This window comes from Paenibacillus sp. GCM10023250 (genome assembly GCF_042653205.1).
GTDB lineage: Bacteria > Bacillota > Bacilli > Paenibacillales > Paenibacillaceae > Paenibacillus_Z.
Genome location: NZ_JBHSHY010000032.1, coordinates 43332 through 60050 on the forward strand (window position 1 = coordinate 43332; position 16719 = coordinate 60050).

Here is a 16719-nt window from a genome sequence, read left to right on the forward strand (position 1 = left end):
CTCCCTCTCCCGCTACGATGTAAATCTGCTTCTATTCTTCGTTACGCCTGCAGCTGTCGCGCACGACGAGCTCATGCCGCAGGATAACATCCCCTTTGGGCGCCTTCTCCCGCTTCGCGATCATGTCGATCAACACGTTGACCGTGACCGTGCCCATCTCCCGGATGGGCTGCTCCATCGATGTCAGGCGCGGCCGCACCAGCTCTGTCAGCTGGCTGCCGTCGAAGCCGACGATTGAGATGTCGGCGGGCACCGACAGCCCCCGGTCGCGCACGGCATTCATCGCGCCGACGGCCATGTCATCGCTGACCGCGAACACGGCCGTCGGACGGCGCTCGACGTCCAGCAGCTCTTGAATGAGCTCGTACCCGCTCTGCGTCTTATAATCGCCGAATCGTACGTACTCGTCGACGAGCGGAATGCCGCAATCCGCGAGCGCCCGGCAGTAGCCGACGTACCGGTTCTGCCCCGACGTCACGTCCCGCATGTCGCCGCCGATGAAGCCGATCCGCTCGTGCCCCAGGTCGATCAAATACCGCGTCGCGTCGTACGCCGCCGCGAAGTCGTCGATGATGACCGAAGCGAACGGCTGGTCCGTCGGCTTGACGCTCGAGAAGATGATCGGGATGCCCAGCTTGCCGATCATTTCGCGGATCTCATCATTCAGCTTCTCGTGCATGATAATGATGCCGTCGACGCGCATTTCCTTGAAGACGTTTAAGTATTTCAGCTCTTTGTCCGTGTCTTCGATGATGTTGCACACCAGCAGGTTGTAATCGTTCTGGCTCGCCGTTTGCTCGATGTTGCTCAGGATGGTGGAGTAGAAGCTCGACGTTACGTCCGGCACGATGACGCCGATCAGGTTCGTCTTCTTCCGTACGAGGCTCCTGGCGATATGGCTGGGCGTATAGCCCAATTCGTCGATGGCCCGCTTAACCCGCTCTTTGAGGTCGTCCTTCACGTATTTCTCGCCGTTCAGCACCCGCGATACGGTCGTCACGGATACGCCTGCCTTCTTCGCCACATCCTTGATTTTCGGCGCCATGCGCTACCAAGCCTCCAATTCGTTCGCCATCCCATGCGCCGCGGCGCCTCAGCTCTTGACCGCGCCCTCCATGATGCCGGCAATGAATTGACGGCTGACGACAAGGAAGACGATGATCAGCGGCAGGGTCGCCATAAGCGTGCCGGTCATGACCATGGAATAATCTGCGGTATGAACTGATTTTAACTGCTGGAGCGCAATCATTAAAGTGAATTTGGACGTATCCGTCAAAACGATCAGCGGCCACAGGTAATCCTCCCATACGCCCATGAACGTCGTGATCGCGAGAAACGCGAGCGCTGGCCGCAAAATCGGAAGGGCGATGCGCCAGTATTGGCCGAACTTGCTGCAGCCGTCGATGCGCGCGGATTCCAGCAGCTCGGTATGAATGGCGAGCGCGTACTGGCGGATCCAGAAGATCCCGAACGCGGAGGCGATGCCCGGCACGATCAGCGCCTTGTAGCTGCCCACCCAGCCGAACGTCTTGATGATAATGAATTGGGGTACGAGCAGCATCTGTCCCGGGATCATCATCGTGGCGATCATGACGTAGAAGAGCCATTGGGAACCCGGGAACTTGAACTTGGCGAACGTAAACCCCGTTAACGAATTGAAGAACAGCTGCAGCGTCGTGCTGAGGAGCGCGATGAACAGCGTGTTGAACAAGGCGCGGTAAAAATTCATGTTGTCCAGCACGTGCTGGAAGTTGGTCGCGAAGTATCCGCCGAACGTGAGCTTCGGAGGGAACGCGAAGATGGCGCTCGTCTGGTTCGTCGACATCACGACGAGCCAATAAAACGGGAAGATCGACACCAGCACGCCGATGATCAGCACGGTGTGCAGCAAGATCTTTTTGGTTTGGTTTGCCTTGCCCATCTGGCTTTCACCTCGTTATCAATCGTCGTTTTTGTTGAAGACCTTCCAGTTGATGAGCGACAGGATGCCGATGATGACGAACAGCACCCACGACACGGCGGCCGCGTAACCGTAATTTTGGAACGTGAAGCCTTCGCGGAACATGTACAGCACCACGGTGTCCGTGCCCGGATACGGGGACTGCGTGCCCGCCAGCACCTGCGGCTCGGTGAAGATCTGGAAGCCGCCGATCGTCGACATCATGACGGAGAAGAGGATGATCGGCTTCAGCATTGGCAGGGTGATCCGCAGAAACGTCTGGGCCGTCGACGCGCCGTCGAGCTCGGCCGCTTCGTACAGGTCTTTCGGGATCCGCTGCAGTCCAGACAGATAAATGATGGCGTTGTAGCCCATGTACCGCCAGCAGATCATCGCCGCGATGACGACGCGGGAAGCGAACGGCGTGTTGAACCATTCGATGCGGGACAGCCCGATCTTCTCGAGCAGGAAGTTGATCAGTCCGTACTGGTTGCCGAACAAGGACTGGAATATGATAACGACTGCGACCATGGCCGTAATATTCGGTAAGAAATAAGCGATACGATAGAACCCTTTGAACCGTACGATGGACATATTGATGAGGAACGCGACGATCAGCGCGCAGATTAGCTGCGGTGCGTTGCCCATGATCCAGAGCGCGATGTTGTTCACGAGTGCGTTCCAGAACGTCGGATCCGTGAACAGGTAGGTGAAGTTGTCGAAGCCGACGTACTTCATCTCCCCGATGCCGTCCCATTTATGGCCGGCCAAATACACGGAGTAGAAAATCGGAAAAACGGAAAAGATCAGAAACAGGATATAAAATGGAGAAATAAACAGATACAACGCTCTGCTCTTGTAAATTTCTTTCAAAAGGCCTCCCATGCTATTCCTCCGTTACTTGGCTGGCGCGGGGAAGCGCCTGCGCCCTTCCCCGCCCCATCCGTTTTGAATGCCAAGCTTGGCTGCCTCCCGGTAGCCGCTGTCGGCTTAGTGGGACAGCTGTTTCTTGATTTTGTCCTGCGCGTCCTGCCACGATTTCTCGGGATCGCGCTTCTTGTCGACCGCGACGAGCGCGTCGGTGATAGCGGTGCTCACAACCATGTCGCGGGAATCGGTGTGCGCGATTTTGACGTCCTTCGCGGCGTCCGCGAATACGGGGCTCAGGTCTTGACCGCCGAAGAAATCGTTCTTGTTGACCATGTCCGGGCTGCTGTAGATTTCCGGCGTGGACGGGTAGTTGCCGAATTCCTTGTAGGCCGTTACCAGGTTTTCCGGGCTCACGAGGAATTGGATCACTTCATACGCTTCCTTCGGATACTTGGTCGAGCTCAGCGCGCCGAAGAACGAACCGCCTTGGTTGCCGACGTGGCCCGGCGGATGCGCGATGTTCCATTTGCCCTTCGTGTCCGGCGCCGCGCTCATCAGGTCGCCGACGGCCCACGAAGCGCCCGTGTACATGGCGATCTTGCCGTTGTTGATCGCGGCGTTCTGCTCGGAGCCATTGGAGTACGGGAATGTCAGGCCTTGCTGATAAGCCTTGACCGCCAGATCGTACGCCGCCTTGACGTGCGCCTGATCGCCGATGTAGTTGCCTTGCTCGTCGAAGTACGACTTGTCGCTTTGGCCCATGACCGTGTTGTAGACGTCGGCGATGTTGCCCGTCGTCGCGCCGGTCGCGTCCTTGAGCTTCTTCAGCAGGGCCAGGTAATCGTCCCACGTCTTCACTGCGCTGCTGACCGCGTCCGGCGTGTTCGGAATGCCTGCTTTCTCCAGCAGGTCGGTGCGGTAGTAGAGCACGACCGGCGCCACGTCGATCGGCAGGCCGATCAGGTACTTGTCGTCCGGCGTCGCGGCCATCTTCCATTTCCAGTCGAGGTACTTGGATTGGATATCCTTCGCGCCTTGGTCGTAGAGGTTCACGAATTTGTCTTTATACGCCAGCATCGAGGATACCCAGCTGTCCATCGCCACGATGTCCGGAGCGTCGCCGCCGCCGACGAGCGTCGCTTTCAACTTGGTGAAGTAATCGTCGCCGGACGGCAGCTTCTCCGCCTGCAGGTCGATGTTCGGAAACTTCGCTTTGGCCGCTTCGATCGTGGAATCGGATATCGCTCCGTTCCAGTACCACAGCTTCAGCGGGATTTTACCAGATGAAGCGCTTTCGCCTTGGTTGCCATTATTGGATGCCGTATTCGAACCGTTTTGGCCGCAAGCCGTCAGGACAAGCAGCACGCACGCCAGCAAGATGGCGGTCAAACCAAAGGACTTTCTTTTCATGGATTCGTTCCCCCAATTTTAAAAGAATGTAGTGCATTCACATAGGATGTCTGCATTCCGCTTCCTTCAAATCTTTCCTCAATCGAACCTTCCTATTCACCTGCCGGCTTGTTCTCCCGTCCAACCACCGCCCTTCAGTAATGATTCGGAACACGATATTCTGGTACCGATACCAGATCGTGAACAAAAAACATGGAATCGGTACCATATAGTAGGTCGATTTACTCTGGTATCGCTTCCATAACGTCGTGAATTTAGTATAATCGTATCCTTTTGTTTTGACAATCCCTATTTTTTCGTGTCGAAACGTCCCGTATGGACGCGGAATGTCCCGAATGCGCGCCATACCTGAAAACGCAGCGATTTCCAGCCGCTTTCGCGCCTTGCTCGCCGAACAGCTCACGGGCAGGCGCGCGGCTGGAAACCGGCTGCTGTTCTCGCCTCCATTCCGGCTTCCTCCGCCGGCCTTCCTTCATTGCGTAAATTAGTACAGAGCATGAATGATTGGTACATTACGTTCGGACCGAGCTTGCCGCTGCGGCGCGGGTGATCAATCATCTCTTTGCGACGTATCGCAGCAGCCACTCCGTTCGGGGAGTCGAATACCCGTTACCCAACACCATCACGCCGGAGAGGATCGCGAGATAGCCGGCGATCAATTCCTCCGCATCCCCGTCCGCGATTTCCCCCCTTTGTTGGCCTTCCTCGAATACGGGCAATAAACGTTTGACGTAGATATCCATCGGATGCTTTTGAATCAGCCGGCCGACCTCTTCGGGAACCTCTTCAAAATTCCGAGCCCGATGAAGCAGCATAAAATACGGAGCTCCGCTCGCATCGAGCATGCTTTCCGTCAGGAGTTTGATTTTTTCGATCGGCGGCACTGCTAATTGGATCAAACCGTCGATTTCCTTTAGCGATGTATCAACCGCTTCCTGGACCAGGGAGATAAACAGTTCTTCCTTCGTCTTGAAGTAATGATAAAACAGCCCGTGGCTCACACCTGCTTCCGCGGTAATCATGCTGATTTTCGTACCCGGTAATCCGTGCCGGGCAAAAACTTTGACCGCGGCCGCCGTAAGCTGTCGTTTGCGTTCTTCGTAAATGAGTTGAAGCTGCTCTTCCTTTAAGCGCGGCATATCATCAGACTCCTTCAGAGTTAAGGAAAAAGTTGGCGAGCATCCTCGCTATTCGATCAGGCGCGCCTTCATTTTCGAGTCCAAAATGGTCCAGACCATGCACGGTCTCCACTTTAGATCGGCTGATCGTGCGATGTAACGCCTTCATCGTTTCTTTCGTGGACTCCGGGCTCTTGCCCCCTTGAATCACCAACACGTCCGCATGGATGCTGTTGTAATGCAAGTATGAAGAAGCGAGCCGCTGCACCTCACGGTGCTCCTGCAAATTTTGCGGCAGCAATCGAGAGATTTTGCTCCACTTTTCGCCGCGAACCATGATCCTCAATATCCATTTTGCGTACCAATCGGGCATCCGAGTCAGCGGGGTCTGGCCCATTCCTTTCACGAAATGCGCAAAAGCTCCGCGCCGATCGTTCCTCAGCAGCGCCTGCTCATAGAGGCGCATCCAAGCATCGTCCATAGGGTGAATCAGAACACCTGGTTCATACACGCCTACTTTGGCGATGGATGGGTCCAGTCTGGCCGCTTCCAGCGACACAAGCCCTCCATAGCTGTGTCCGATCAAATAGTCGGCGCCTGTCGCTTCCCTTATGGCTTGAACGTCCTCGCACTCTTTATTTATAGCATACTCCGGGCCTTGAGGACCGCTCAACCCCCTGCCTCTTCGATCGATGAGGTGAAGGGTAAAGGTTCGGGAGAGCGCGATCGCCAGGCGGCTGTAATCGTCAGCATCTCGTAATGCGCCATGCACAAGAATGATTCCCGGGCCCTCGCCAATTGATTTATAGCCAATTCGCGTCCGATCGATCGATATTACCTCGCCGTGCCGAAACAAGCCCTGTTGGTTATCCGTCGACATCGCTCTTCATCCTTTTTTTATTTGATTGACTTAATCAGTCAATAAAATAATAGGATGGGATCGACTATTTGTCAATGGCTTCGGCCGCGGTGCTTCGCGGCGGCGGCGCCCCGATGCCGGCTCGTTAGCCGCCTGCGCACAGCACAAATAGGCTGCGGCAGTCCGCCCCTCGGCAAACTGCTGCAGCCTATTAGCCTTGCTTCTATGGCATCATCGCAATCGCGACCGTCCGCTTCGGCTCCGTATCCGGCGCTCCGCTCCCGCCGGTCCGAGCGGCCTGCGCTTCCGCTTCCGCGGCATCCGCGGGGATGAACGCCCAATACGCCGGTACCATGCTCCGCAGCAGCGCCAGCTCGGAATCCGCCAGCCGGAGCCCCTCGATCCGCTCGCCCGTGAAGCGGTAATCCGTCTCCTCGCGCTTGCGGAACTTGATCTCGAGCAGGCTCTTGAGACCGCCGATCGTAAGGAACGAGAACCGGTAACCTTCACGCACCGCCGTCTCTACGTTCGCCCAGTGTTCCTCGGCATACGTCAGCAGCCGTTCCCACGTCGGCTTGGGATCGATCCGCGCCGCAAGCTCCTCCTTGCTGCCGTGCCGGAGCAGCTCCAGCGTCTCGTCCGCCGAGAAGCCGCGCGCGATGATCCGTTCCAGCTGCAGCGCGTACAGCTGGGGCATAATGACGCGGCCGCTCATACGAGATGGCAGGCGACCTTATGGCCGCTGCCCACCTCCCGGAATTGCGGCACTTCCTCGCGGCAGCGTGGAACCGCGAACGGGCAGCGCGTGTGGAACTTACAGCCGGACGGCGGGTTCGCCGGATTCGGCAGCTCGCCGCTCAGCACGATCCGCTCGCGCTTCAGCTTCGGAATCGGTACCGGCACGGCCGACAGCAGCGCCTTCGTGTACGGATGAAGCGGATTGCGGAACAGCTCGTCGCGGGAAGCTGTCTCCATCATCGAGCCGAGATACATGACGCCGATATGCGAGCACAGATGCTCGACGACGCTAAGGTCGTGGGAGATGAACAGGTACGTCAGTCCCTGCTTCTCCTGCATGCCGCGGAACAGATTAATGATCTGCGCCTGAATCGATACGTCGAGCGCGGAGACCGGCTCGTCGGCGATGATCAGGTCCGGATTCAGCACCAGCGCGCGGGCGATGCCGATCCGCTGCCGCTGGCCGCCGGAGAATTCGTGCGGGAACCGGCCGTAGTGGTACGAAGACAGCCCGCAGGCGGTCAGCACGTCCATCACGCGGTCCCGAACTTCGGCCGGCGACGCCAGGCCGTGGTCGAGCAGCGCTTCGCCGATGGCGTCGCCGATGCGCACGCGCGGATTGAGCGAGCTGTACGGATCCTGGAAGATCAACTGCATCTTCGGCCGCAGGCGGCGCAGCTCATCCGGCGGCAGATCGAACAAGTCGATGCCGTCGAACCGCACTTCGCCGTCCGTCTTCTCGTTCAAGCGGAGGATCGTGCGGCCGACCGTGCTTTTGCCGCTTCCCGATTCTCCGACGAGGCCGAATGTTTCGCCCTTGTTGATGGTAAAGCTAATATCGTCGACCGCCTTGACCTGGCCGACCGTCCGGCCGAGCAGTCCGGCCTTGATCGGAAAATATTTTTTCAGTCGGCTCACTTCAAGCAGCGCTTGCGCCTCAGCCATGCGCGATCGCCTCCTTCTCGTACAGCCAGCAAGCCACATGCTGGCCATTGCCGACGTCCTTCAGCGCGGGCTGCTTCGTCCGGCAAATCTCCATGCAGTGCGCGCACCGGTCGTGGAAATAGCAGGACGGCGTCAGCTCGAGCGGATTCGGCACCTGGCCCGGAATGGAATAGAGCTCTTCCTGGCGCTGGTTGATGATCGGCTTCGATTTCAGCAAGCCTTGCGTGTACGGATGCTGCGGATTTTCGAACAGGGCCACGACCTCGCCCTCCTCGACGACTTTGCCGGCATACATGACCACGACGTAATCCGCCATTTCGGCCACGACACCGAGATCATGCGTGATGAGCAGGATCGACATGCCCGATTCTTCCTTGAAGCGGCGCAGCATGTCCAGGATTTGCGCCTGGATCGTCACGTCGAGCGCCGTCGTCGGCTCGTCGGCGATGAGCAGCTTCGGATCGCATGAGATGGCGATGGCGATCATGATCCGCTGCAGCATGCCCCCGCTGAGCTCGTGCGGATACGAATCCGCGATCTGCTCCGCGCGGGAGATGCCGACTTCGCCGATCAGCTCGATCGCCCGCTTGCGCGCCGCTTTTTTGCTCATTTTCCGGTGGGTCATGAGCGGCTCCATCAACTGCTCGCCGATCTTCAGCACCGGATTCAGGGACGTCATCGGCTCTTGGAAAATCATCGCGATCTCGTTGCCGCGGATGGCGCGCAGTTCGCTGCGGCTCAATTGCAGCAGATCTTCGCCGCCAAAGTCGATGCGGCCGCCGGCGACCCGGCCTGCCGGGCCTTCGACGAGACCCATGACCGACATCGCCGTGATGCTTTTGCCGCTGCCCGACTCGCCTACGATGCAGACGATTTCGCCCGGACGGACCCGGAGGCTAACGTCGTCCACGGCCCGCACAACGCCCTCTTCGGTATGGAAATGCGTGCTGAGATGCTCGATCTCAAGTACGTTATTCATGCTCGCGTGCACCTACCTTTTTTGCTTGGGATCCAGCACGTCCCGCAGTCCGTCGCCGAAGATGTTGATGGCGATGACGGTCGCGAAGATCGAGAATCCCGGCGGAATCCAGAGCCACGGATGGTTCTGGAAATCGATCATATTGTTCGCCGCGTCGATCATGTTGCCCCACGTCGGCGTCGGCGCCATGACACCGAGTCCGAAATAGCTCAGCACCGATTCGCTCAGAATGGCGCCGCCGATATTGAGCGTGGCGATGACGATGATCAAGGGCACCAGATTGGGCAGCAGATGGTTGAACAGCTTCCGGCGGTCGCGCAGTCCAAGGACCACGGTCGCCTGCATATATTCCCGTTCCCGCAGACTGAGCATCTGGCCGCGAATCATCCGGGCAAGCCCCGGCCAGCCGACGATGCTCAGCATCAGCATGACGATGTACATCCGGTAATCCGTCGGCACCTTCCATTCCGACAGCAGCGCGCCGAAGATGAACAGCAACGGCAGGCTTGGAATTGTCAGCAGCAGGTCGGCGAGCCGCATGATGAGCTGATCGACGACGCCGCGGTAATACCCGGCGATGACGCCGAGCAGCGTGCCGACGAACACCGACAGCACCATCGACGCCATGCCGACGGTCAGCGAGATGCGCCCCGCCTGCAGGACGCGCGTCAGCACGTCGCGGCCGAGCGCGTCGGTGCCGAGCCAGTGCTTCAAGCTCGGCGCCTTGTTCATGAACGCCATGTTGATTTTGTTATCCGTATACGGCGAGAACAGCGGGCCGATGAAGCAGGCCAGGAACATGAACGCCACGACGGCGAGCCCGAGCATGGCCAGCTTGTTCTTGCGCAGCCGGGACAGCGACTGCCGCCACAGCGAAGCGTGCGCGGTTCTGCGCGCGGGCGCGGCCTTCGCCGTTCCCGTGCCTTCTGCGTGAATCGTTGACATCCTCGTGCCCTCCTACAACCGGACCCGCGGATCGGCGACGCGGTACAAAATGTCCGAAATGAACGTGCCGATGACGGTCAGTATGGCGATAAACAGCGTGAATCCCATCAGCAGCGGGTAATCCCGCAGCGTGAAGGACTGCATATAGAGTTGGCCGATGCCCGGCCAGTTGAAAATTTTCTCGATGATCAGCGACCCGCCGAACAGCCCCGGAAGCTCGAAGCCGACCAAGGTAATCGCCGGCAGCAGGGCGTTGCGCAGGGCGTGCGTGAACAGCACCTTGCGCTCCTTCAGCCCTTTGGCGCGGGCCGTGCGGATATAATCTTGTTTGATGACTTCGATCATGTTGCTGCGGAAATACCGCGTCAGCGACCCGACGCCGAGCAGCGTCATGACCATGACCGGCAAGGTCATGTGATGAATGACTTCCTTAACGTACGCCATGCCCGTCGCGTTGCTTCCCGTCGTCAGCATCCCGCCCGGCGGCAGCCACTTCCAGTCGACGGCCAATATCTTGATGAGAAACAAGCCGATGAAGAACGACGGGATCGACATCGCGGCGAAGAGTCCCACCATGACGATGGTATCGAACCACGAATACTGCTTGTAGGCGGCGATGACGCCGACGACAGTCGCGATCAGCCACGTCAGGAACGTCGAGACGACCGCAAGCAGGAATGAATTCCAGATGTACTGGTTGAACAGTGTAAGCACCGGCTTCTGCTGCGCCAGCGAATAACCGAAGTCGCCGTGGAAGGCGTTCTTCATCCAGAGCAGGTACCGCTCGATCACGGGCTTATTCAGGCCGTAAATCTCCCGCAGCTCCGCTTTGCGTTCCGGCGTCAGCTTGATGTTCCCCGTGATGAAATCGCCCGGCGTCAAGGCATACAGGCAGAAGATCAAGAAGGAAGCCGCGAACAAAATGATGACCATATACAAAATCCGCTTTGTAATGTACGTGCTCATAGTCGACTCCTTAACCTGCGATTCCCCGCCCGGTCGCCGGGCAGGGAATCGCGTTTCGTCGTTTCGTCTTGCGTTATTGGCCGAGCGTCCAGTTCGGCAGGCTCGAGGACAGACCGTTGAACGGGCTGACGCTCAGGTTTTGAATGCGGCCGTTATAAGCGTACACGCTCTGTTTGTAGCTCGTGAAGATAATCGGCAGCTGGTCGTTGAGGTATTGGAACAGCTCTTTGTATACGGCTTTACGCTCCTCGATGTTCGAGGTCGCCAAGCCTTTATCGTACAGCTCCTTAAACTTCGCGTCGCTGTAGCCCGGAATTTCGCCGTCGATGAATTGCACCAGACCGTCCGCAGGATCCGTCAGGAGCGGAGTCGAGAACGTAGCGAAATCGTAATCGCCGCCTTCAACCTTGGAGACGAGAGCGTTGAAGTCCGCGAAGACCTCCGGCTCGAACTTGATGCCGAGCGCTTCGTAGTCCTGCTTCGCCACGGCGATGAAGATATCCGTAGCCGGGCTCTTGGAGCCCAGGTAATGGATCGTCAGCGCTTTGCCGTCCTTCTCGCGGATGCCGCCCGAGCCGACCTTCCAGCCCGCTTGGTCCAGCAGTTCCTTTGCTTTGTCCGGATCGTACTTGTACGGGTTAATGCCGTCATCCGTGTAGGCCCAGGACGTCGGGGACGCCGGAATATTGGCGACTTTGCCAGCGCCTTGGTTCGCGTCCACATAGATGCTTTGGCGGTCGAGACCGTACGTGAGCGCCTGGCGGACCAGCTTATCCTGCAGCGCAGGGTGCTTAAGGTTCAGCTGGATGTAGCCGTAATTGCTCGGTGTGTACGGCAAGATGTTCACGAAGCCGAGCGCCTTCAGCTTATCAAGGTTTTCCTTCGTGGCGCTGAACGAAGCGTAGTCGACTTCGCCCGTCTCCAGATACTGCCATGTGTCGCCTTCAGACGTTTTATAGATGAAGTGCTCCGTCTTCGGCTTGCCGGCATAATAGTTCTCGTTCGCGACCATCCGCACTTCCTGGCCCGGAATGAACTTTTCCAGCTTGTACGGACCGTTGCCGAGCGGGCTGCCGCTGAGCTTCTTCATGTAGCCCAGGTCGCCTTGCTTGTAGTCCTTGCCGTAGTACGCTTTGGACAGGACATCCGAGCCGAGCATCGTCAGCGCGCTGGCGTTCGGCTTCTCGAGCGTGACGGAAATCGTCTGCGGATCGATGACTTTGATGCCGGAGATGCTCGTCGCTTTGCCTGCCTTATAATCTTCGCCGCCTTTTACGAGCAGCGCGTTTACTTGGGAGTCGCCATCATACGATTTGTCGTACAGGATCGTCCACGTGAACGCGACATCGTCAGCCGTGAGCGGCGAGCCGTCGCTGAATTTCAGATCTTTGCGCAGGTGATACGTGTACGTCAGGTTATCCGCGGACACGTCCCATTTCTCCGCCAGGCCCGGTACCGGAAGACCTTTGTCATCCACGGTCACGAGCGGCGTATAGAGCAGCGACGAGACGTTGCCGTCGTATCCGCTCTGCTGGAAGTACGGCGTGAACGCGCCGCTTGGATCGGTCAAGCCGACGATGATCGTGTCCGTGCGCTTCTTCGCCGTATCCGGGAGCTTGGACATGTCGGACGCTTTAAACGTGCCCGAAGCATCGGCTGCGGCATCCGGCGCGGTCGTGTTGGACGAATTGCCAGCCGCGGCTTGGTTGGTGTTGCTCGCGCCGTTGTTGGCGGTACCGGCGTTGTTTGCGTTATTGCCGCAAGCGGCCAGCAAAATGGCGCTCGCGAGAATGGCAGTGGACAGAGTAACGATTCTTTTCTTCATGACGACCTCCTGAAAGTAACAGCTATTTATGAGTGCCGATTAATTCCGATTAAATCACTCAGCATTGTTGTTGGTTTTATTATAGGTACGTTTTGCGGTTCTGTAAATAGAGAACTTAAAAATAATTCTTTCCACAAAGAAAACATGCAAAGTTCGCCATATCCGAGACGCGTTTCCTTTGCAGAAATGCACAAAAAAACCATGTCCACACCGTCCGTACAGCACCGTGGGGAATGGTTTTTCCGATGTCTAGGTTGACAGTCGTCTCGCGCCGCGGCATCTCGCGCGGGAGCCGCACGAGGTGCCCGAGACTTGCGAAATGCTGGCGAAATTCTTTTTTGATTCCAGGAAGCCGCCTGGCCGGCTGTTTACCCTTGCTCGATGTAGTCCATGATTTTGCGATGCACTTGGGCGAGCGCGCTGCTTCGCAGGCTGTACGCGGTCAGCGTCTCGCCCTCGAAATGCGCCGTCAGCATGCCGGCATGGCGCAGCTTCGTCACATGGTCGTGCGTGATGCCCTTCGACAGCTCCAGATGGCGCACGATCTCGATGAACGAGCGCGGCCCCTGATGCAGAAATCGCAATATTTTAAGCCGGCTCTTCTCCGCCACGCTCCGGATCATGCGGTATTCGTGCGGCGAGAGGAAATCCTCGTCGTCCACGTAGACTCTGGCGGCATAGTGGCAGATCGTTACATGACCGAAATGGCTGATGACGTTGAATGGCTGAAAATGATACTGCGGCATGAGCACGACCTGCTCCAGTCCTTCCAGCGGCTCGAAAAACAGTCCGTTGGCCGTCTCATCGATGAAGGCCGTCGGGTCCGCCGAAGGAAGCGCTTGCTTGCGGCTGCACGCCTCGTCCCGCAGCCGCTCGACGATCGCCCCGTCGAGATGCCGAAAATAATGCTCGTCCCACAGCTCGAACAGCTTGGCGGTCCGATCGCGGAACGCCGCCATATTAGCGGGAAACTGATTGGCATAAGGCGACATCAATTCATACAGGTCCCCGGCGGTCATGCCTCTAAGCCATGCCGCGAATTCCGTGGCATTCTTGCTCGGGCTCAGATACACGAGCAGGTACGTCAGCTTCCAGGCCGCATCAATGTCGGTGGTGTTCAGCATTTCCGCCAGCTCCGGCTCTAGCCGCCCGCCGACCTCCTTTGGCCACGATGGGGACAGATCGAGTTTCTTATGCGATTTCCGGCAAATGTAGGCATGCAAGCTGCCAATCACTTCATATAGCGGTGTGAATCGAATGTCCAGACTGTATGGCATGGCCGCACACCCCTCTCTGCCCTATATTATAGCGCGCGTTCTGCGATCTGTCCCACTTCGAATTTTCCCGAGCCTCTCCATTCCCGGCTTGTCGTCCATCTTCCTCGATACGGGGGAAGCATAACGGTCGAGTTGGGCACAGACCTTCGCGCTCTTAATAATAGATGTCGTTAAGGAGCACGGTATATGTATTCGGCCCGTTCTTCGGCCAATCGTTCGAGGTATGCAGACTTGACGAACTCGGCTCGCAGCACGCGAAGCGAACGGCTCTCGCTCGGCTCCCAATGCAGGATCCCTTCCTGCCGCAACCGCAGCAGATGCGGCTCCAAGGTCGCGAAGCTCCGCAAGCCGACAAAATTCCGCACTTCGTCGACGGTCGGCGGAAACCCTTGCTTGGCGCTGAAATTTAGGATCGAATAGGCGATTTCCAAACATTTTCTGGATAAGCTCATTATCGACGCTCCTTCACATGGGAACATATGTTCTCATTTTAGATCGAAGCATCCCAAAGTTCAAGCATTATTTTACCCAATGAAGCTGCCAATTTCTGATGCTCGCTCCAGCAATCCTCATTTAACTCCATAAGCAACTGCCGTGTATACAAAAAACCTCTTATCCGAGGAGATAAAAGGCTTCTACGCGTCATATAGGAAAGCGGGTGATGGGAATCGAACCCACGCCATCAGCTTGGGAAGCTGAAGTTCTACCATTGAACTACACCCGCAATGGAAAAAAAAGATGGTCGGGATGACACGATTCGAACATGCGACCCCCTGGTCCCAAACCAGGTGCTCTACCAAGCTGAGCTACATCCCGTAAATGGCGTGCCCTAAGAGATTCGAACTCCTGACCTTTTGATTCGTAGTCAAACGCTCTATCCAGCTGAGCTAAGGGCACAAAACAATTGTGGAGGCGCCACCCAGATTCGAACTGGGGGTCAAGCTTTTGCAGAGCTATGCCTTACCACTTGGCTATGGCGCCAAAAAAATGGAGCGGAAGACGGGAATCGAACCCGCGACCCTCGCCTTGGCAAGGCGATGCTCTACCGCTGAGCCACTTCCGCAGATGGTGCGGTCAAGAGGACTTGAACCTCCACGGCTGTTACACCACTAGAACCTGAATCTAGCGCGTCTGCCAATTCCGCCATGACCGCATGTGAAGATGAAATGGTGCGGTTGAAGGGACTCGAACCCTTACGCCCGGTGGGCACTACCCCCTCAAGATAGCGTGTCTGCCAATTCCACCACAACCGCGTATTCAATAAAAGTGAGCCATGTAGGACTCGAACCTACGACACCCTGATTAAAAGTCAGGTGCTCTACCAACTGAGCTAATGGCTCATGACGATGGCTGGGGATCTAGGATTCGAACCTAGGCATGACGGAGTCAAAGTCCGTTGCCTTACCGCTTGGCTAATCCCCAATGAAATGGTGGAGGATGATGGATTCGAACCACCGAACCTGGAAGGAAGAGATTTACAGTCTCCCGCGTTTGGCCACTTCGCTAATCCTCCAAATAAATGGTGCCGGCGAGAGGACTTGAACCCCCAACCTACTGATTACAAGTCAGTTGCTCTACCAATTGAGCTACACCGGCAGATGATGTCGTTCATGGTGGCTCGGGACGGAATCGAACCGCCGACACGAGGATTTTCAGTCCTCTGCTCTACCAACTGAGCTACCGAGCCAAGCTATTCCCGATTCGTGCCTCTGCTCTTCGGACGATTGTTCGGATGTCCGGAGACAACGCACGATACAGAGTGAAAATGGCGGAGCCGACGGGATTCGAACCCGCGGTCTCCTGCGTGACAGGCAGGCATGTTAGGCCTCTACACCACGGCTCCACACTTAAATAATGGCATCGGCGAAATGCCGATCTTAATTGGTTGCGGGGGCAGGATTTGAACCTGCGGCCTTCGGGTTATGAGCCCGACGAGCTACCGAGCTGCTCCACCCCGCGATAATGTAAAATTGTTCATGGTGGAGGCTGAGGGGATCGAACCCCCGACCCTCTGCTTGTAAGGCAGATGCTCTCCCAGCTGAGCTAAGCCTCCATGAAAGATGGTGACCCGTAGGGGACTCGAACCCCTGTTACCTCCGTGAAAGGGAGGTGTCTTAACCACTTGACCAACGGGCCGTATGAATAGGTATACCCGATATGTAATCGGAATGACGCAGCCTCGCCTCAAAGGGAAGCATGGCGGAGAGCGAGGGATTCGAACCCTCGATACGCGGTTAACGTATACACGATTTCCAATCGTGCTCCTTCGACCACTCGGACAGCTCTCCACAGATGGCTCCCCGAACAGGACTCGAACCTGTGACAACTCGATTAACAGTCGAGTGCTCTACCAACTGAGCTATCAGGGAATAGATCGCATCATGGTGGAGCCAAGCGGGATCGAACCGCTGACCTCCTGCTTGCAAGGCAGGCGCTCTCCCAGCTGAGCTATGGCCCCGTATGTTACCCGGAAAGGGAGGTTGGTTGGCCTTAGTGGACTCGAACCACCGACCTCACCCTTATCAGGGGTGCGCTCTAACCAGCTGAGCTAAAGGCCAATAAAAAACCCACTCAGAAGTGGGTGTATCTTCAGTTGAAGAAAGAAACACCTTGAAAACCGGATACGATGATATGCAATTCAACATCAGCTGGTCGTCTCAGGTATGAGACATTAGGATAAGCCCTCGACCGATTAGTATTCGTCAGCTCCACGCGTTGCCACGCTTCCACCTCGAACCTATCAACCTCGTCGTCTTCAAGGGGTCTTACTAATTGGGAAATCTCATCTTGAGGGGGGCTTCACGCTTAGATGCTTTCAGCGCTTATCCCGTCCGCACTTGGCTACCCA

At 57.0% G+C, this 16719-nt stretch carries 14 protein-coding genes, 20 tRNA genes and 1 rRNA gene; all 35 read right to left on the reverse strand.

Annotated features, from left to right (window positions below; genetic code table 11):
- Positions 1–31: 31 nt before the first annotated feature.
- Positions 32–1045, reverse strand: a complete 1014-nt coding sequence (locus ACFPB1_RS20600; RefSeq protein ID WP_379227989.1) for a LacI family DNA-binding transcriptional regulator — start codon at positions 1043–1045, stop codon at positions 32–34.
- A gap of 48 nt (positions 1046–1093) precedes the next feature.
- On the reverse strand, positions 1094–1921 hold the full coding sequence (locus ACFPB1_RS20605) for a carbohydrate ABC transporter permease (RefSeq protein ID WP_379227990.1): 828 nt from the start codon (positions 1919–1921) through the stop codon (positions 1094–1096).
- 18 nt (positions 1922–1939) lie between these two features.
- Positions 1940–2824 (reverse strand): carbohydrate ABC transporter permease, encoded by an 885-nt coding sequence (locus ACFPB1_RS20610; protein WP_379227991.1) that lies wholly within the window; start codon positions 2822–2824, stop codon positions 1940–1942.
- A 105-nt stretch (positions 2825–2929) separates the two neighbouring features.
- A complete protein-coding gene (locus ACFPB1_RS20615) occupies positions 2930–4219 on the reverse strand; it encodes an ABC transporter substrate-binding protein (protein ID WP_379227992.1) in 1290 nt (429 codons plus the stop codon).
- 554 nt (positions 4220–4773) lie between these two features.
- Complete coding sequence (locus ACFPB1_RS20620) at positions 4774–5358, reverse strand: TetR/AcrR family transcriptional regulator (RefSeq protein ID WP_379227993.1); 585 nt, start codon at positions 5356–5358, stop codon at positions 4774–4776.
- A gap of 4 nt (positions 5359–5362) precedes the next feature.
- A complete protein-coding gene (locus ACFPB1_RS20625; RefSeq protein WP_379227994.1) occupies positions 5363–6217 on the reverse strand; it encodes an alpha/beta fold hydrolase in 855 nt (284 codons plus the stop codon).
- Between the two features lie 202 nt (positions 6218–6419).
- Positions 6420–6893, reverse strand: a complete 474-nt coding sequence (locus tag ACFPB1_RS20630) for a hypothetical protein (RefSeq protein ID WP_379227995.1) — start codon at positions 6891–6893, stop codon at positions 6420–6422.
- Between the two features lie 14 nt (positions 6894–6907).
- Positions 6908–7879 (reverse strand): ABC transporter ATP-binding protein, encoded by a 972-nt coding sequence (locus ACFPB1_RS20635; RefSeq protein ID WP_379227996.1) that lies wholly within the window; start codon positions 7877–7879, stop codon positions 6908–6910.
- Positions 7872–8858 (reverse strand): ABC transporter ATP-binding protein, encoded by a 987-nt coding sequence (locus ACFPB1_RS20640; RefSeq protein WP_379227997.1) that lies wholly within the window; start codon positions 8856–8858, stop codon positions 7872–7874. The genes ACFPB1_RS20635 and ACFPB1_RS20640 overlap by 8 nt, the downstream gene beginning before the upstream one ends.
- A 12-nt stretch (positions 8859–8870) precedes the next feature.
- Entirely contained in the window at positions 8871–9803 is a 933-nt protein-coding gene (gene opp4C, locus ACFPB1_RS20645; RefSeq protein WP_379227999.1) for an oligopeptide ABC transporter permease, read from the reverse strand.
- 12 nt (positions 9804–9815) lie between these two features.
- Positions 9816–10769 carry an ABC transporter permease gene (locus tag ACFPB1_RS20650; RefSeq protein ID WP_379228000.1) on the reverse strand — a complete coding sequence of 318 codons (954 nt, stop codon included), beginning with the start codon at positions 10767–10769 and terminating at the stop codon, positions 9816–9818.
- 73 nt (positions 10770–10842) lie between these two features.
- Positions 10843–12594: an ABC transporter substrate-binding protein gene (locus ACFPB1_RS20655; RefSeq protein WP_379228001.1), complete on the reverse strand. Its 1752-nt coding sequence runs from the start codon at positions 12592–12594 to the stop codon at positions 10843–10845.
- 368 nt (positions 12595–12962) lie between these two features.
- Positions 12963–13718, reverse strand: a complete 756-nt coding sequence (locus tag ACFPB1_RS20660) for an ArsR/SmtB family transcription factor (RefSeq protein WP_379228002.1) — start codon at positions 13716–13718, stop codon at positions 12963–12965.
- 323 nt (positions 13719–14041) lie between these two features.
- A complete protein-coding gene (locus ACFPB1_RS20665; protein WP_379228003.1) occupies positions 14042–14323 on the reverse strand; it encodes a LexA family protein in 282 nt (93 codons plus the stop codon).
- A gap of 201 nt (positions 14324–14524) precedes the next feature.
- Positions 14525–14595, reverse strand: a tRNA-Gly gene (locus ACFPB1_RS20670).
- A 15-nt stretch (positions 14596–14610) separates the two neighbouring features.
- Positions 14611–14687: transfer RNA gene (locus ACFPB1_RS20675), tRNA-Pro, on the reverse strand.
- 4 nt (positions 14688–14691) lie between these two features.
- Positions 14692–14768, reverse strand: a tRNA-Arg gene (locus tag ACFPB1_RS20680).
- 10 nt (positions 14769–14778) lie between these two features.
- Positions 14779–14852, reverse strand: a tRNA-Cys gene (locus ACFPB1_RS20685).
- A gap of 7 nt (positions 14853–14859) precedes the next feature.
- Positions 14860–14934, reverse strand: a tRNA-Gly gene (locus ACFPB1_RS20690).
- A 3-nt stretch (positions 14935–14937) separates the two neighbouring features.
- Positions 14938–15024, reverse strand: a tRNA-Leu gene (locus tag ACFPB1_RS20695).
- 14 nt (positions 15025–15038) lie between these two features.
- Positions 15039–15124, reverse strand: a tRNA-Leu gene (locus tag ACFPB1_RS20700).
- 14 nt (positions 15125–15138) lie between these two features.
- Positions 15139–15211, reverse strand: a tRNA-Lys gene (locus tag ACFPB1_RS20705).
- A gap of 7 nt (positions 15212–15218) precedes the next feature.
- Positions 15219–15293: transfer RNA gene (locus tag ACFPB1_RS20710), tRNA-Gln, on the reverse strand.
- A 6-nt stretch (positions 15294–15299) separates the two neighbouring features.
- Positions 15300–15384, reverse strand: a tRNA-Tyr gene (locus tag ACFPB1_RS20715).
- A 7-nt stretch (positions 15385–15391) separates the two neighbouring features.
- Positions 15392–15467 (reverse strand) — tRNA-Thr (locus ACFPB1_RS20720).
- A gap of 15 nt (positions 15468–15482) precedes the next feature.
- Positions 15483–15558, reverse strand: a tRNA-Phe gene (locus ACFPB1_RS20725).
- Between the two features lie 79 nt (positions 15559–15637).
- Positions 15638–15714: transfer RNA gene (locus ACFPB1_RS20730), tRNA-Asp, on the reverse strand.
- A gap of 39 nt (positions 15715–15753) precedes the next feature.
- Positions 15754–15830: transfer RNA gene (locus tag ACFPB1_RS20735), tRNA-Met, on the reverse strand.
- Between the two features lie 18 nt (positions 15831–15848).
- Positions 15849–15924 (reverse strand) — tRNA-Val (locus ACFPB1_RS20740).
- An 8-nt stretch (positions 15925–15932) separates the two neighbouring features.
- Positions 15933–16007, reverse strand: a tRNA-Glu gene (locus ACFPB1_RS20745).
- A gap of 61 nt (positions 16008–16068) precedes the next feature.
- Positions 16069–16159 (reverse strand) — tRNA-Ser (locus ACFPB1_RS20750).
- A 5-nt stretch (positions 16160–16164) separates the two neighbouring features.
- Positions 16165–16240: transfer RNA gene (locus ACFPB1_RS20755), tRNA-Asn, on the reverse strand.
- A 13-nt stretch (positions 16241–16253) separates the two neighbouring features.
- A tRNA-Ala gene (locus ACFPB1_RS20760) sits at positions 16254–16329 on the reverse strand.
- A 23-nt stretch (positions 16330–16352) separates the two neighbouring features.
- A tRNA-Ile gene (locus tag ACFPB1_RS20765) sits at positions 16353–16429 on the reverse strand.
- A gap of 114 nt (positions 16430–16543) precedes the next feature.
- A 23S ribosomal RNA gene (locus ACFPB1_RS20770) occupies positions 16544–16719 on the reverse strand; the annotation flags it as partial.

What these genes read in the sequence shown, in the direction of transcription:
- ACFPB1_RS20600 (WP_379227989.1), bottom strand. Translation starts at nt 1,045, where the DNA reads ATGGCGCCGAAAATCAAGGATGTGGCGAAGAAGGCAGGCGTATCCGTG.
- ACFPB1_RS20605 (WP_379227990.1), bottom strand. Translation starts at nt 1,921, where the DNA reads ATGGGCAAGGCAAACCAAACCAAAAAGATCTTGCTGCACACCGTGCTG.
- ACFPB1_RS20610 (WP_379227991.1), bottom strand. Translation starts at nt 2,824, where the DNA reads ATGGGAGGCCTTTTGAAAGAAATTTACAAGAGCAGAGCGTTGTATCTG.
- ACFPB1_RS20615 (WP_379227992.1), bottom strand. Translation starts at nt 4,219, where the DNA reads ATGAAAAGAAAGTCCTTTGGTTTGACCGCCATCTTGCTGGCGTGCGTG.
- ACFPB1_RS20620 (WP_379227993.1), bottom strand. Translation starts at nt 5,358, where the DNA reads ATGCCGCGCTTAAAGGAAGAGCAGCTTCAACTCATTTACGAAGAACGC.
- ACFPB1_RS20625 (WP_379227994.1), bottom strand. Translation starts at nt 6,217, where the DNA reads ATGTCGACGGATAACCAACAGGGCTTGTTTCGGCACGGCGAGGTAATA.
- ACFPB1_RS20630 (WP_379227995.1), bottom strand. Translation starts at nt 6,893, where the DNA reads ATGCCCCAGCTGTACGCGCTGCAGCTGGAACGGATCATCGCGCGCGGC.
- ACFPB1_RS20635 (WP_379227996.1), bottom strand. Translation starts at nt 7,879, where the DNA reads ATGGCTGAGGCGCAAGCGCTGCTTGAAGTGAGCCGACTGAAAAAATAT.
- ACFPB1_RS20640 (WP_379227997.1), bottom strand. Translation starts at nt 8,858, where the DNA reads ATGAATAACGTACTTGAGATCGAGCATCTCAGCACGCATTTCCATACC.
- opp4C (WP_379227999.1), bottom strand. Translation starts at nt 9,803, where the DNA reads ATGTCAACGATTCACGCAGAAGGCACGGGAACGGCGAAGGCCGCGCCC.
- ACFPB1_RS20650 (WP_379228000.1), bottom strand. Translation starts at nt 10,769, where the DNA reads ATGAGCACGTACATTACAAAGCGGATTTTGTATATGGTCATCATTTTG.
- ACFPB1_RS20655 (WP_379228001.1), bottom strand. Translation starts at nt 12,594, where the DNA reads ATGAAGAAAAGAATCGTTACTCTGTCCACTGCCATTCTCGCGAGCGCC.
- ACFPB1_RS20660 (WP_379228002.1), bottom strand. Translation starts at nt 13,718, where the DNA reads ATGCTGAACACCACCGACATTGATGCGGCCTGGAAGCTGACGTACCTG.
- ACFPB1_RS20665 (WP_379228003.1), bottom strand. Translation starts at nt 14,323, where the DNA reads ATGAGCTTATCCAGAAAATGTTTGGAAATCGCCTATTCGATCCTAAAT.